Source organism: Amycolatopsis vancoresmycina (assembly GCF_000716785.1).
In the GTDB taxonomy this organism is placed as follows: Bacteria; Actinomycetota; Actinomycetes; order Mycobacteriales; family Pseudonocardiaceae; genus Amycolatopsis; species Amycolatopsis vancoresmycina.
Window position 1 is genome coordinate 261,236 of record NZ_JNYY01000013.1, and the last position, 15,003, is coordinate 276,238.

A 15,003-nucleotide genomic window follows, 5' to 3' on the forward strand; every position below is an offset into this window, starting at 1 on the left:
CATGCTCGCGCCTCGTCCGGATGATTCCGGGCCGAAGTCCTCGCCGCACTCGCCGGGCGCGGGCTACGTTCGAAGGGCGTCCACCCGCGACCGACGAGGAGCCATGTCCGTAACCTCCCTGCCCCGCAAGGGAAACGATCCCGCTGCCGGGTCCACGCCGATACCGTTTTTCAGTCAGGCGGCCGGTTTCCGGCGGCTGTGGCCGGAAATCGAGGAGCGGCTGCACGAGGTCGCCGACAGCGGGAAGTTCTCCCACGGTGCCCAAGTGGCCCGGCTGGAGCACCGGCTGGCCGAGTACACCGGCGCGGCCCACGTCGTCGGCGTCAACAGCGGCACCGACGCGCTGATCCTGCTGCTGCGCGCGTGCGGGCTGGGCGAGGGTGCGGGGGTGCTCGTCCCGGCGTTCACGTTCGTGGCGACCGCGACCTCGGTCGTCCACGCGGGCGGACGGCCCCAGTTCACCGACATCGATCCGGCGACGTACCAGATGTGCCCGGAAGCGGCCGAGCGGGCGATCACGCCCCGCACGCGCGCGGTCATGCCGGTGCACCTGTTCGACCGGATGGCCGACGTGGCCGCGTTCGCCACGCTCGCGGCCCGGCACGGTCTCACCCTGCTGGAGGACAGCGCGGAGGCGATCGGCATGCGCCGGCAGGGCAAGCACGCCGGGCTGCACGGTGTGGGCGGCGTCTTGTCGTTCTTCCCCAGCAAGACACTCGGCGCCCTCGGCGACGCGGGTGCGGTGCTCACCGATGACGCCGGGCTCGCGGCGAAGGTCGCCGCGCTGCGGCACCACGGCCGCCCGGGCGCCACGCTCGGCGATTTCCCCGCCATCAGGACCGGCAGCGAACTGGCCGGGGTGAACAGCAAGACGGACGACGTCCAGGCCGCCGTACTCCTCGCGAAACTGTCCGCTTTGGAGCAGGACATCGCCCGGCGGGCGGAGCTCGCCGCCGCCTACACCGAGCGCCTGTCCGGCACCCCCGGTGTGCGCCGGGTACCCGGTCCGGTCACCGGCGGCGGGGACGATCGCGACGTCTGCTACGTCTACGTGGTCGAGGTGGACGACCGAGACGGCCTGGCGAGCACGTTGGCCGCCGCGGGAATCGGCACGGATGTCTTCTACCCGGTTCCGCTGCACCTGCAGCCGTGCTTCGCCGACCTCGCCCACCGGCCGGGTGACTTCCCGCACGCGGAGGCAGCCTGCCGCCACACGATCGCGCTGCCGCTCTACCCGGATCTGACGCTTGCCGAGGTCGATCGCGTGTGTGCGGAGATCCGGCGCCACTACACGGGGAGTGCGTCATGACCGCCACGCTGCCGTTCTTCCCGCCGGACCTGTTCGAGGCCGACCGCGGCACGCTGATCGGGATCGTCCACGACGTCGGCACCGCCCCGGCCCAGCGGTTCATCCTCGGCGACCACACCGCGCGCTTCGAGCGGGCGCTGCGTGAAACCGTCGCCGGTGCCGACGTGGTGGCCTGCAGCAGCGGCACGTCCGCCCTGTCGCTCGTGCTCGCGGCGCTGGACGTCGGCCCCGGCGACGAAGTCGTGGTTCCCGCCTTCGGCTGTGCGCCGATCGCGGCGACCGTGGTCACCGCGGGCGCCACCCCCGTGTTCGCCGACGTGCGGCCCGGCACCATGACGCTCGATCCCGAGCTCGCCGAGGCGGCGATCACCCCGCGCACCAAGGCGATCATGCCCGCCCACCAGTTCTCGGTCATGGCCGACATGCCCGCGTTCGAGGACATCGCCGCCCGCCACGGACTGCGCCTCGTCGAGGACTCCGCGGTCGCCCAGGGCGCCACGCTGCGCGGCAGGCCCGCGGGAACGTGGGGTGACGCCGGGGTTTTCTCCTTCGTCCAGGTGAAGTCGTTAGGGATGCCGGGGGAGGGCGCAGTGGTGGTCACCAGGAACCCGGACCTGGCCCGGACCGTCCGCATGCTGCGCAACCACGGGCAGGACGGCCGGCAGCGCTTCGTCCATCACCGCATCGGATACAACAGCAGGTTCGACGAGGTGCAGGCCGCCTTCCAGCTGCGACGGCTGCCCGGCCTCGCCGCCCGGCTCGCGCGCCGCGCCGACATCGCCGAGTACTACACCCGGCAGTTCGCGCCCCTGGCCGGCCGCGGCATCACGCCACCCCCACCCGGCCGCGACGGACGCTGCTACTACGTCTACTGCCTGCGCTCCGACCGCCGGGACGAGCTGGCGGCGCACCTCGCCGCGCTGGGCATCGGCACGCACGTGTACTACCCGGCCCCGCTGCCCGCCCAGCCCGCGTTCGCGCGGTATGCCCCGCCGGGGGCGGCATGGCCGAACGCGTCGGCCGCCAGCGAAACCATCCTCGCGCTTCCGGTGTACCCCCACCTGACCGACGCGCAGGTCGAGCGCATCGCCGCCGCGGTGTGCCAGTTCGCCGACCGGAAGGATCCGAGACCGTGAACACGACGACGAGTGCGCCCGGCGGCACCCGGGAAGTCACCGAGGAGGAGATCGCCGCAGAGTGGCGGGAACGCGCACGGCGAACCGGTTTGCGCCGGGTCATGCGGTCCTCGCAGCCGGACAGCCTGAACGCCGGCGTGACCGAACAGACCCGTGCCGTCGTGGCGCAGCAGCTCACGCTCGTCGCGGACCGCCTCGGCCGCCGGCCGCGGCACGTCTGGGAAATCGGGTGCGGCATCGGCCGGCTGACGCCGACCATCGCTGCACACGCCGAGCGGGTCCACGCGATCGACATGACGCCGGCGATGCTGGACCAGGCCCGCGTCACCTGCCGCCACCTGCCCGCCGTCGAGTTCGAACGCGTCCGGGCCGACCGCATGCGGCCGCCACTCGAACGGTACGACGCCGCGGTCTGCGTGTGGGTCCTGATGCACGTGCTCGGCGAAAGCCGCCTCCTCGACACCTGCCGGGTGATCGCGGAATCCACCCGGCACCTCACGCTCATCGAGTACGAGCACGCGCGTGTCCCGGTGAGCAAGTGGTCACGCCTGCGGACCCTCGACGACTACGTCCGGCTGCTGCCGGGGGCCGAGGTCGTCGACGAGCGGGTGGTCGACTACGGCGGCGACCGCTCGTTCGCCGCGCTCATCGCGATCGGTGGCCAGGACGCCCGATGACCGACGCGACCCTTCGGGCGACGCCGTCCACCGCGCGCGAGGCCAAGCTCGTCACCTACGCGAGGCTGGCGAAGCTGGACGTGTTCGACTACTACCTGAGCCTGCTGGTCGTCCTGTCCGCGGTGCTGCTGCCGATCGGCGGCTTCGACCTCGCGGTGCTGGTGACGCTCGGCCTGTTCGGGCTCGGTGCCGTCCTGATGACCGCCTCGCTGGTGGCGTTCGACGACCTCACCGGTCACCGCGACGGCAGCGACACGGCCAACTACCGCGCGAACCCGACCTTGCGCCGCGCCCGGCGAAAACCCCTGGTGACCGGCGCGCTGACCGAACCCGAGGTGGTGTGCTTCGGCTGGCTCACGGCCATCGCGGGCGCCGCCGTCTTCGCGGTAGCGGTGGCGACCGCTCCCCATGCTCCACAGTGGACGGTCTGGCTGATCGCGGCCAACTTCGTGGTCGGCATCCAGTACTCCTACGGGCTGAAGATCAGCTACCACGGCTTCCAGGAGGCGTACATCGCCGCACTGGGCTGGGTCATGGTGCTCGCGCCCTACGGCCTGATCACCGGCCGCTTCGACGGGTTCGTCCTCGTCCAGGCGCTGCTGTTCGGGCTCGGACCACTGCTGTTCGGCGTGTACTCCAACACCAACGACATCGCAGGCGACCGCGCGGTCGGCCGGCCCACGGTGGCCGCGCTGACGAGTCCCCGCGGCAACCGGCGGTTCGTCGCGGCACTGTCGCTGGGGGAGTTTCTCCTCGGCGCGGTGGCGTCGGCGACGGGCGTGGCCCCGTGGTGGTTCGTCCTCCTCATGCTGCCCGTCACCGTCCTGCGCATCCGTCAGTTCGGCATCGGGTTCGGTCCCCGCGGCGACATCCTGCGCGCCCGGGCGATCGGGTTCACCGCCCACCGGGTGGGCGCCGCGCTGCTCGTGGCCGCGAACCTCGTCCTGGCGGTCACGAAATGAGCGGAGGACGGGCGACGGACGTCGACGTCGCCGTGGTCGGCGCCGGGATCGCGGGGCTGACCGCGGCGCACGAACTGGCTCGGGCAGGGCTCGCGGTGCGGGTGTTCGAAACGCGGGACCGGGTCGGCGGCCGCATGGCGAGTCACCGCCACGCGGGCTACACGATGGACGAGGGCGCGGAACAGATCCCGTCGAGCGGGTACCGGGCGACGTGGGAGCTGCTGCGCCGGACCGGGCTTCCCGGGGCGGATGTGCCGCGGATCGGCGGTCCCCTCGCGATGTGGCGCGACGGCGCCGCGCACAGCGGGGTCTCCGGCCTCCGCGGGCTCGTCAGGGGCGCCGGATTGGGCGGGCGTGCCCGCGTCGACCTCGCCCGGTTCCTCACCTGGACGGCCCGGCACCGGCGGCGGTTCGACCCCGACGTGCCCGAGTCGAGCCCGCTGGGGGAGACCACCGTCGCCGGCCTCGCCCGCCGGTACCACCCCGACCTCCACGACTACCTGTTCCAGCCCGTGGTCGGCAGCTTCTTCGGCTGGCAACCGGAACGCTCGGCCGCCGCGCCGTTCGTGAGCCTCATGCTCGACGTCGGGCCGCCCTCGACGTGGCGCACCTACCGGGACGGCATGGACACCCTCGCCCGCACCCTCGCCGGGCACCTCGACGTGCGTACCGGGACCACCGTCACGCAGGTCACCGCCGACACCGGGATCGCCGTGCTCACCACCGACCGCGGCCCGGTCACCGCCGGCGCCGCCGTGCTTTGCGTTCCGGCCCCCGTCGCCGCGCAGCTGCACACCGACGAGCGCGAGCCCGTACGCCGTTTCGTGGGCGCGTGCACGTTCACCCCCGCGTTGAAGGTCAGCTGCCTGCTCGACCGCCCACTGGGCCTTCGCGCCCCCAAGGCGCTCTACACGCTGCTGACTCCCGCCGCCGCCGAACCGGTGCTGGCCGGGATCATCTTCGACCACGTCAAGCACCGTGGCCGCGCGCCGGCGGGCCGCGGACTGCTCACCCTGATGACCAATCCCTCGGCGATCCCGGGCCTGCTGGACGCTCCGGACGAAGCCGTCGCCGCCGCCCTCGTCGAGCCCGCGACGCGGTACGTACCCGGCTTGGCCGACGCGGTCACGGCGACGTTCGTCCACCGGTTCCGCCACGGGCTGCCGGAGGCCACCCCCGAAGCGTTGCGCCTCCGGGCGGGCTTCGCCGCCCGGACCGGCGCGTACCCGGTGGACTACGCGGGCGACTGGGAGTTCCTGCGGCCCAGCAGCGAGGGCGCGGTGCGCTCCGCGGCCCGCACCGCGTCACGGGTCCTCGCGCACTCTCGGACGCCGGTACGCGCGAAGGAGCCGGTGTGAAGCCCTACGACATGGGTCTGCTTCTCGACGAGTGCGCCGACCGGGGCGTGCCGACGGTCGTGCACCTCGACCGCCCGTTCGACATCGCCCCGGACGCCGGGACGACCCACGACCTGCCCGCGCTCGCCCGGCTGGTGCGGACCGCCGCAGGCTGGCTGGCCGCGGCCGGGGCCGGGCGCGGCGACCGCGTCGCGATCGTCAAGGACAACCACTGGGACTACGACCTGCTTGCCTGCGCGGCCGTGCGGGTCGGCGCCGTGCCGGCGAAGCTGTCCGGGCACCTGGCCCCCGAGTCCCTCGCCGTCCTGCTCGGCCGGCTCTCGCCGACCGTCCTGGTCACCACGGCCGAAGTGCTGGCCACCGCGGATTCGGCCGGAGTCGACCTGACCGACGCTTGCCGGACGACGGTCACCGTCGACCGTGCGCACCCACGCGCCGTCCACGTCGGCGAATTCCGCCACGCGGTCCCGCCACGACCGGTTCGGCCCCGCGCGGACGAGCCGCTGGTGATCATGCACACGTCGGGCACGACCGGGCTCCCCAAACTGGTGGTGCACTCCACCCGCACGATCATCGGCGCCCTCGCCCGGATGGAGGCCAGCCGCCTGCCGGTGGCCGGCGTGCGCCGCAGCGACACGGTGACGAACGCCAGTTCGTACGCCCACGGCCGGACGTTCTGCTGGACGGCGAGCGTGCTGAGCCTCGCCCCGGCGGAGGTCGTGGTGCTGACCGACACCGACCCGGACCGGGCCGACCCCGTGCTGCGCGCCCACCCACCGACGGTGATCGAGGCATTGCCCGCCGCCTACGCGCGCCTCCAGCCCCTGACCACGCGGCTCGACAACGCCTTCCGTGCCGTCCGGTTGTTCGCGAGCACCTACGACGCCGTGCACCCGCCGACCGTCCGCAGTTACCTCGCCGCGTCGGCTCGCCGACGTCCACTGTGGATGCAGGGGTGGGGGCAGAGCGAGACCGGGCCGATCACCTTCCGCTTCCTGGGCCGGAAGTCCGCGGCTTGGCGGAACGCCGGCCGCGCCATTCCGTTGCGGACGCGGCTGCGTGTCATCGACCCGGCCACGCTCGACCCGGTTCCGCGCGGCCGTCCGGGTGTCGTGCAGGTCCGCACGCCGGCGCGGTGCCTGGGCTACGTCGGCGAGGCCGAGCGGTTCGCGGGCAAGTGCGCGGACGGGTGGTGGAACACCGGCGACGTCGGGGTGCTGACCCGGACCGGATCCGTGTACCTGCTGGACCGCGAGGTGGACACGGTGCCGGGGATGAGCTGCCTCGCCGTGGAAGACGTGGTCGAGGACCGCCTCGGCGCCGTGACCGAATGCGTGGTGCTCGGCCGGACCGGCGCTCCGCCGCTGCCGGTGGTCGTCACGGCCGACGGCACGCTGGACCACGCGGCCTGGTCGGCTGCGGTCGCGGACCTGCCGCGCCTGGCCGAGCCCGTGGTGCTGGCGCGGGACGACGTCCCCCGCACCGGGACCGGGAAAGTCCGCCGCAGCGCGCTGCTCGCCGCGCTCACCGGGAACGCCGCACCAGCGGGTTCCGGTCGCTGGACGTGAAGGAGCACGATGACCCTCGCCGACCGGCACTACGTTTTCGACAACGACAGCACCCACAGCGACGAGCAGCACCGCTGCCTGGCCGCAGCCTACGACCCCGCCACCACGGAATCGCTGGCCGCGACCGGGGTGGGCCCGGGATGGCAGTGCCTCGAGGTCGGCGCGGGCGGTGGCAGCATCGCGCACTGGCTCGCCGGACGGGTCGCCCCCACGGGCCGGGTCCTGGCCACCGACATCAACCCCCGGCACATCCGCCCCGCCTCCGGTCTCACGGTCGAACAGCATGACGTCGTCCGGGACACCCTGCCGGAGCAGCGGTTCGACCTGATCCACGCCCGGCTCGTCCTGCTGCACCTGCCCGAGCGCATCGCCGTGCTCGGCAAGCTGGCGCGAGCGCTGAAACCGGGCGGCTGGCTGCAGCTCGACGAGTTCGACATCGCCTACGGGCCCGCACTGGCAGGTCCGGAAACCGGTTTGTACGAACGATTCCTCGACGCCAAGGCCGCGCTGATGCGGAACGCGGGTGCGCTGGGCAGGTGGGGACGTTCGGTGGGCGCGGCCATGACCGCGGCCGGTCTGGACCGGGTCGAGGCGCGGCCGCACGTGTCGCTGTGGGACCGCGAATCCGCCGGTCTGCAGCTGCTGGTGCACCACACCCGGCACCTGCGGGACGAGTTCGTCGCGGTCGGGTTCTCCGACGACGACCTCGCTCGCGTGCGGGACGTCATGGCGCACGAAGACTTCCGCGCGTGCTCGTGCCTGTTCTACACCGTGCGCGGGCGGCGGCCGGCATGACCGCGACCCTGTCCACCGCGCACCCCGCGGCCCGGCTCGCCGGTGACCACCTCGCCGCGCTCGGCGCGAGTGGCGGCACGGTCGAGCCGGTCGTCGACTGGGCAGGTCCGGTCGAGCTGCCGCTCACCGACGAGGTGCTCGTCCAGGCGGCCTGCGGGATCATGCACGTCCACGGCCGGGCGCGCGGTGCTCCCGAGCCGCTGGCCGTCGACTACGCGACCGCGGTGGCCGGGGTGCTCGCCGCGGCCGGCGTGCTCGCAGCGGAGTTCGCGCGAGCCCGCGGGATACCGGTGTCGGCCGTGCGTACGTCCGTCGCCCAGGCTGCGCTGCTGTCGGTGGGCCAATACTTGGCGTGCGGGCAGGTCGACACCTCTCACGCGGCCGGTGTGCCGCCGCCGTTCGTGTCCGGCGACGGTGTCCGCTTCGAAATCGAAACCCTCCGGGCCGAGGACTGGCACCGGTTCTGGCGGACGATGGGCGCCGCGGAAGAGACGCTGCGCCAAGGGTGGGCGCCGTTCCTGCACCGGTTCGCGACCGCGACCTGCCCGCTGCCCGCTGCCCTGCACGACGTGCTGTCCACGCACTTGTTTTCCGGCATCCACCGCGCCGGTACCGCGTGCGAGGTGAGCGTCGTGCCCATCGGCGACGTGCCACCGGTGCCGGTGTGGTCCCTCACTCCGTTGCCGGGTGGCACCCTGGACTCGGGGGCCGCCCCCGGCCTCGACGCGCCGCTGCGGGGGATACGAGTCGTCGAGTCGGCGCGCCGCGTCCAGGGGCCGCTGGCCGGGCACGTGCTGAGGCTGCTCGGCGCGGACGTGCTGCGGATCGAGCCGCCGGGCGGTGACCCGGCGCGCGGGGTACCCCCGCTGGCCGGCGGGGTGTCCGCGCGGTTCGCGGCGCTGAACGCGGGCAAGGACGCGGTGGAACTGGACCTCACCCAGTCGGCCGGGCGAGCCGCCGCGAAGGAACTGGTCGCCGGCGCGGATGTGTTCCTGCACAACTGGGCGCCGGGCAAGGCGGCGGCGTGGGGTCTGGACGCGCCGGACCTCGCAGCGGTGCGCCCCGGGCTGGTGTACGCGGCGGCGGCGGGCTGGGGCCACCACCTCGGCCGGCGTCCACCGCTGGGCACGGACTACGTCGTGCAGGCGCACAGCGGGCTCGCCGCAGCGTTGCGGCCGTCCGGCGAGCCGCCCGCTCCGTCCCTGATGACGATCACCGACGTACTCGGCGGACTGGTCTGCGCGGCCGGCGTGCTCGCCGGGCTCGGCCGCCGGGACCGGACCGGCGCCGGTTGCCGCGCCGACACGTCGCTGCTGTCCGCGGCGAGCACGGTTCCCCGGACCCGAGGCCGGTACCGCCGTCCGCTGCGGACCGCGGACGGCTACGTCGCCGCCTCCGCCCCGCACGACTCCACTCCACAGCGGACGACCGAGGAGCTGCTGACCCGGCTCCGCGCGGCCGGTGTTCCCGCCGTGGCCGTGACGACCGACCTCGGCGCACTGGGCGCCGATCCCCGCTTCGCCGCCGCCCTGAACCGGCCACCGTGGGAGTTCCGGTGAGCGCGGTGTGGACGTCGACGGCGGGCGTCGCGATCCCGGACCTCGTACCCGGGGAGCTGCGGCGGGCGTGGGTGCGGCAAGGGCGGTGTCCCGGCACGGACATCTACCGGTCGTTCACCGAGCACGTGGATGCGCACCCGGATCGGCAGGCGGTGCTCGACGACGCCGGCCCGGTGACCTACGCCGAGCTCGACCACGCCGTATCGGCCACCGCGGCCGGTCTGCTCGCCGCCGGGCTCGGCCGGCGCGACGTCATCGGCATCCGGATGGTCAACAGCAGGCACGCGGTCGCGGCCGAGCTGGCGGTGGCCGCCGTCGGCGCGGTCTCCATGCCGTTCCCCGCGGGGCGGGGCCGCCGGGACGCGCTGAGCCTGCTGCGCCGGGCCAAGGCGACCGGGCTGCTGGTCGACCGGGGAACCGAGGGCTTGCGGGCCCTGCCCAGCCTGCGAGTGACTCTTGCCCCCGAGGAATTCGCCACCTCGGCGGCGGCCGCTCGTCCCACGCCCGAAGTGGCTTCCGGCGACCCGGCGCGCATCCTCGTGTCCTCCGGCTCGGAGACCGAACCGAAGATGGTCGCCTACTCGCACGACGCGTTCCTCGGCGGGCGCGCGAACTATGTGCGCGCGCTTCACGAAGACGACACCCCGATGCGCAACCTGGTGCTGGTGCCACTGTCGTCGTCGTTCGGCTCGTGCGGGGTCCCGGTCACCGTCGCGGCTCTCGGCGCGACCCTCATCGTCCAGCGGCAGTTCGACCCCGACGCCACGCTGCGCACGATCGGCGAACACCGGCCGACCCACGTGTTCGGCGTGCCCACGATGCTGAGCCGCCTCGCCGGACGCCACCCGCCCCGCCGCCCGCGTGGGCTCCGTGCGCTGGTTTCCAGCGGTGCGCCCATGCCGCCGTCGACCGAACGCCGGATCCGCGCCGGGTTCCGCACGCCGGTCATCCTCGTCTACGGCTCGACCGACGGCGTGAACTGCCACAACGCCCGCGACGGCCGGCCCGACCCGGCCGTCGCGAGGATCACCATCGCCGACGGATCCGGCCGGCCCCTGCCGCGCGGCGCGACGGGCGAAATCCACGCCCTCGGGCCGATGACCCCACTGTCCTATGTGGCCGATCACGAGCTGAACGCGCGTTACCGCACCCCCGGCGGCTGGGTCCGCACCGGCGACCACGGCTTCCTCGACGAGCAGGGGGTCCTCCACGTCACCGGCCGCGCCCGGCAGGTCGTCCTCCGCGGCGGACGATCGATCAGCCCGGCCGAAGTCGAGCTGTGCCTCTCCGGCCATCCCGCCCTGGCCGAAGTCAGCTGCGTGGGCATCCCGGACCCGGACCTCGGCGAGCTACTGTGCGCGTGCATCGTGCCCCACGCCGACCACCCGGAACCCGACCTGGCCGAGCTGACCGACTACCTCCGCATCCACCACGAATTCGAACCGGTGAAGCTCCCGGAACGCCTCATCGTCCTCCCGAGCCTGCCCCTGGGCCCGACCGGCAAGGTCTGCCGGGCCACCTTGGTTCAGCTTGCCGCGTGCGACTGGCGGTTCTGAACCGCAGCTCCAAGCGAGAGCTTGCCTGCATCATGGCACGCGTTGTCGCGCATTCGATCGCGAACGAGTTCTCCGTCGCGCCCGCGGGACTGCGCCGCTCCGTCTGGTGTGGACACTCGGTGGCGCGCGGAAGTACGAGCTCAGCGACGGGAAGATGACCCGGGCCAAAGCCGGCCACCTCCACCTGACCAAAAGTAAGTTACATATCCTGAATTCGGCCATACGTGCCGTAGATACGGTTTCCTGTCCTGGACAGTGGCCAGGCCGGCGAGTTTGGTGCACTATCCAGGCGAACTGGTCCAGCGAGGCGCTGCCGAACCCGAGGAGGCAATCGTGCAGGATCGCCACGCGTCACACGCAGCTGATCCGGCCGCTGGCCGCGCGCAGTTCTCTCGTCGGATGTTCCTCGGTGCAGGTGCAGGCTTTGCTGCCGGGGCGACGTTGGGACTGGCTGGGCCGGCGTTCGCGGACACGGGCAAGGTGCCTGGAGAGACCCCGTTCGGGCCGGTTGTCGTGGCGGACCCGGGAGGACGGGCGTCCTACGCCCGGGCCGTGCGTCTCAGCGCCGGGCGGCCTGCCGGGATGTCGCGGACGCTGCTCGCGACGTTCCAAGGGGGACGCGGTCCGGGTTTCCCGCTCTACCGCAGCGACGACGATGGCCGTACCTGGGAGAAGCAGGGCAGCGTGCCCAACGCCGGCGAGGCCACCGGAATCTCTCTTCAGCCGTTCCTGTACGAACTGCCCCGGGCGTTCGCCGGCTTGCCCAAGGGCGCATTGCTCTTCGCCTGCAACTGGCTGGACAGCTTCACCAGCACCACCATCCAGCTTTATGCCAGCACCGATGGCGGCCGCACCTGGCAGTTCCTGAGCACGGTCGCCCGGGGCGGACCGCCCGACACGACGAACGGCGCGACGCCGGTGTGGGAGCCTTTCCTGCTGCTGCACGACAACAGGCTGATCTGTTACTACTCCGACCAGCGGGACCCGCACTTCGGTCAGAAGCTCGCCCACCAGACCAGCACGGACCTGCGCACGTGGGGTCCCGTGGTCGACGATGCGACCGGAACGGCGTACGCCGAACGACCGGGTATGACCACCGTGGCCAGGCTGAACAGGGGCCGGTGGATCATGACCTACGAATTCGGGGCGCCCGACGATCCCGACAACCCCGATCAGAACAATTACACCTACCACGTGCACTACCGGATCGCGAAGGACCCGGAGTCGTTCCGGTTCTCCAGGGACACCCCGCTCCTCGACCAGCATGGCGATGCGCCGAACGGAGCGCCCGTGGTGTCGTGGACGGACTCGGGTGGGCCGAACGGAACGATCATCGTCACGGACAACGACAATCAGGACTTCTTCGTCAACCGCGACCTCGGCAACGCCGGGAGCTGGATGCGGCTGTCCTCGCCGATGCCGGCTGGGTACAGCCGGTTCACCATTCCCCTCGACGGTCTTCGGAGCCCTCGGAAGCGCGGCCTGGTCTTCGTCATCACGGGAGCGCAGTACGGAAAATCCGCGCCGGTCCAAGCGGGCATCATCTCGGTGGATGATTGCGAGGACGCGGGCCCCGGAAGGCAGTAGCGATACCGCCTGCTCCGGCGACTGCGCGGACCCGTCGCTGCGGACCAACGATGGTGGGCCCCGTAGACTCACGCCATGGCCGAATCGAGCTCGGTGTCTGCTGGGCAGGTCGTGGTACTGGTCGACCGCTGGCCGGATCCGGTGCCGCCCGTCGAGTTGCCGGTCCGTGGCCCGCTGCGGACGGCCAGCCGCGCCGTGCTCGTGGTGCTCCTCCTCTTCTGCGTGGCCGTGGGCGTCGAGGCAATCGTCCTGCTGTGGACGGAGCCGACCCCCGGCCGGTGGTTCTCGCTCCTCTTCACCCTCCTGTTCACCGCCCTCGTCGTCGTGCTGTGGATCGCCTATTTCGCCGCCGTCGCCCGGAGCGCTGAGCGGACGCGCGCCCGTTCTCGGTGGGCGGAGGCGACGGACCGTGTCGAGTTGCTCGACGGCACGGTCCGCGCGCGCACGGTCTCCACCATCGAGGATGGCGGCGTCGACAGCTTCGTGCTCGTTGTCGACACCGCGAAGGGACAGGTGTGCGCGATGTGGGAGCGCGCGACCTCGCGATCGCCGATGCTCCTTCAGACGCAGGTGCCGGGGGTCGGCGCGCGTGCGCGGGTATGGCGGCTCCAGGACGCGGACGGCGACGCACCGATCGTGATCGAGGTGCGTGATCCGTCGTTCGAAGAACAACGGCGATAGCCTGCGCAGGGGACTGCCGGCCTCGACCGGTCCGGCGGCCTGCCTCGCGCTGCCTGTTGTCGCGGGGATTGCTCGCGCCGGGTCCGGCAAGAGCACCCTGGCCAAGCTCCTGACGCGGATCTACCGCCCGGATTCGGGCGCGATCCGGGTGGACGGCGTCCCGGTGGCGGAGTTCGGGGTCGGCGACTGGCGCCGCGCGACGACCGCGTGCTTCCAGGACCACGTCCGCTTCGAGCCGACCGCCGGGGAAGCCGTCCGGCTGGGCGCCCGGGACGCGGACGTCGGCCGGGCGCTCGCCGCCGCGGGGGCCGGCTTCGTCACGGGGTTGCCGCGCGGCGTGGAAACCCAGCTCGGGCGCGGCTGGCCGGACGGTGTCGACCTGAGCGGCGGCCAGTGGCAGAAACTCGCGCTCGCGCGGGCGCTGACGCGCGTGACGCCGTTGCTCGCCGTCATGGACGAGCCGGCGGCGAGCCTCGACGCCGCCAGCGAGCACGAGCTGTTCCAGCGCCTCTCGGCGCTGCTCGTCGTCATGGACGGCGGCCGGGTGCGCGAAGCGGGTACGCACGAGGAGCTGATGCCGCGCGGCGGGCTTTACGCCGAGCTGTTCGGATTGCAGGCACGGGTTTGCCAGTAGGAGTTGAGCAGTGAACGATCTTCCACCCCACCCGGCCGCCGAGGCCGCGCTCGCCGCGCGCACGGTCGGTGAGCTCGTCGCCGAGCTGACCGCGGACCTGGCCACCGGCCTGGCCGCCCGGCTCGATCTGTCCGCTGTGGACGGAATGGCGCTCGACGCCGGGGAACTGCGGACCGCGGCGAGCCGGGAAGCCGAGCGGCTCGGGGTGGCCTCGGCCCGGCAGGAGCACGTCCTGCTCGGCTGCCTGCGCGTCGTCGATCCCGGGCTGCTGGCCGAGGCCCGGACCCGGTTGCAGGAACGGCGGGCCGAACTGGCGCACGCGGACTACCTGGCCGTGCGCCCGATCGCCCGCGCCGACGCGACGCGGCCGCCGGTCACCATCCTGCTCGCGGGCATCCCGGGCACCGGCAAGAGCACCCTCGCCGAAGAACTGGCCTGGCGGCTGCGCGCCCCGGTCTTCTCGATGGACTGGCAGCTCGGCGCGCTGACCCCGTTCGGGGCGCTGCGTGACGACAACGCGCTGCCCTTGGCCGAGCTGAACCTGACCGCCTCCGTCGCCCGCCAGCTGCAGCTGGGCCTGGACGTCGTCATCGACGCCACCGGGCACCGCCGCGAGGCCAGGGACCGCTGGCGCGAGGTGACCGAGAGCGCAGGCGGCCGGTTCGTCGGCGCCGAATGCGTGTGCTCCGACGAACAACGCCAGCGCGCCCGGGTCGAAGGCCGGGCCAGGGGCATCCCCGGCTGGCCGCAGACGGTGACGTGGGAGCACGTGGTCCGGATGCGGGGGCTGTGGGAGAGCTGGGACGAGCCGCACCTCGTGCTGGATTCCGCCACCCGGCCGCCGGAGGAGAACGTGCGGCAGGTGCTGGCCGCCGTGGACCGGCCGTCGGCAACGGGGGAGTGATGACCGTGCTGGACCAGCGTCAGATCGCCGTATAACCACCTATACGACGAGGCTGGCGCGCTCAGCACATGAATGACGCGCTGTCGTCGACCTGGTCAGCCGCTCGGCTTGTCCGGAGCCGAGCGGCCGAGCGCGGTGGTCAGAATCGCCGTTCTCCTCCGCTGCTAGCGTGCTGGGTGTGAGCAACCCGTTGATCGCGCAGACCCAGGACTCGACGAAGGCCTACTCCGGCATCTCGCTCCTGGAGTCCGCCAACGACCTGAAGTCCGCGATCGAA

General features: G+C 72.7%; 13 protein-coding genes. All 13 read left to right on the plus strand.

Annotated elements, in window-relative coordinates:
* Nucleotides 1–103 precede the first annotated feature (103 nt).
* The gene (locus tag OO60_RS29045; protein WP_003091348.1) at nt 104–1,309 is read left to right on the plus strand and encodes a DegT/DnrJ/EryC1/StrS family aminotransferase; all 1,206 of its coding nucleotides are present in this window, start codon (nt 104–106) and stop codon (nt 1,307–1,309) included.
* On the plus strand, nt 1,306–2,445 hold the full coding sequence (locus tag OO60_RS29050; protein ID WP_003091350.1) for a DegT/DnrJ/EryC1/StrS family aminotransferase: 1,140 nt from the start codon (nt 1,306–1,308) through the stop codon (nt 2,443–2,445). Before OO60_RS29045 ends, OO60_RS29050 begins: the two co-directional genes overlap by 4 nt.
* A complete protein-coding gene (locus OO60_RS29055; protein WP_003091352.1) occupies nt 2,442–3,122 on the plus strand; it encodes a class I SAM-dependent methyltransferase in 681 nt (226 codons plus the stop codon). The genes OO60_RS29050 and OO60_RS29055 overlap by 4 nt, the downstream gene beginning before the upstream one ends.
* Complete coding sequence (locus OO60_RS29060; protein ID WP_003091356.1) at nt 3,119–4,084, plus strand: UbiA family prenyltransferase; 966 nt, start codon at nt 3,119–3,121, stop codon at nt 4,082–4,084. Before OO60_RS29055 ends, OO60_RS29060 begins: the two co-directional genes overlap by 4 nt.
* Nucleotides 4,081–5,442, plus strand: coding sequence for a protoporphyrinogen/coproporphyrinogen oxidase (locus OO60_RS29065; protein WP_003091357.1), 1,362 nt, complete (start codon nt 4,081–4,083; stop codon nt 5,440–5,442). The genes OO60_RS29060 and OO60_RS29065 overlap by 4 nt, the downstream gene beginning before the upstream one ends.
* Before the next feature lie 11 nt (nt 5,443–5,453).
* Nucleotides 5,454–7,010: a class I adenylate-forming enzyme family protein gene (locus OO60_RS29070; protein ID WP_033262523.1), complete on the plus strand. Its 1,557-nt coding sequence runs from the start codon at nt 5,454–5,456 to the stop codon at nt 7,008–7,010.
* Nucleotides 7,011–7,019: 9 nt separating this feature from the next.
* Nucleotides 7,020–7,805, plus strand: a complete 786-nt coding sequence (locus tag OO60_RS29075) for a class I SAM-dependent methyltransferase (protein WP_003091359.1) — start codon at nt 7,020–7,022, stop codon at nt 7,803–7,805.
* Nucleotides 7,802–9,364, plus strand: a complete 1,563-nt coding sequence (locus OO60_RS29080; RefSeq protein ID WP_003091360.1) for a CoA transferase — start codon at nt 7,802–7,804, stop codon at nt 9,362–9,364. The genes OO60_RS29075 and OO60_RS29080 overlap by 4 nt, the downstream gene beginning before the upstream one ends.
* Entirely contained in the window at nt 9,361–10,920 is a 1,560-nt protein-coding gene (locus tag OO60_RS29085; RefSeq protein ID WP_003091361.1) for a class I adenylate-forming enzyme family protein, read from the plus strand. Before OO60_RS29080 ends, OO60_RS29085 begins: the two co-directional genes overlap by 4 nt.
* A 333-nt stretch (nt 10,921–11,253) precedes the next feature.
* On the plus strand, nt 11,254–12,507 hold the full coding sequence (locus tag OO60_RS29090) for a sialidase family protein (RefSeq protein ID WP_205624198.1): 1,254 nt from the start codon (nt 11,254–11,256) through the stop codon (nt 12,505–12,507).
* A 75-nt stretch (nt 12,508–12,582) separates the two neighbouring features.
* Nucleotides 12,583–13,188 carry a hypothetical protein gene (locus OO60_RS45095; RefSeq protein WP_003091363.1) on the plus strand — a complete coding sequence of 202 codons (606 nt, stop codon included), beginning with the start codon at nt 12,583–12,585 and terminating at the stop codon, nt 13,186–13,188.
* Complete coding sequence (locus OO60_RS29100) at nt 13,157–13,822, plus strand: ATP-binding cassette domain-containing protein (RefSeq protein WP_081911273.1); 666 nt, start codon at nt 13,157–13,159, stop codon at nt 13,820–13,822. Before OO60_RS45095 ends, OO60_RS29100 begins: the two co-directional genes overlap by 32 nt.
* Nucleotides 13,823–13,832: 10 nt before the next feature.
* Nucleotides 13,833–14,726 carry an AAA family ATPase gene (locus tag OO60_RS45100; protein WP_051767804.1) on the plus strand — a complete coding sequence of 298 codons (894 nt, stop codon included), beginning with the start codon at nt 13,833–13,835 and terminating at the stop codon, nt 14,724–14,726.
* The last annotated feature ends 277 nt before the right edge of the window (nt 14,727–15,003 follow it).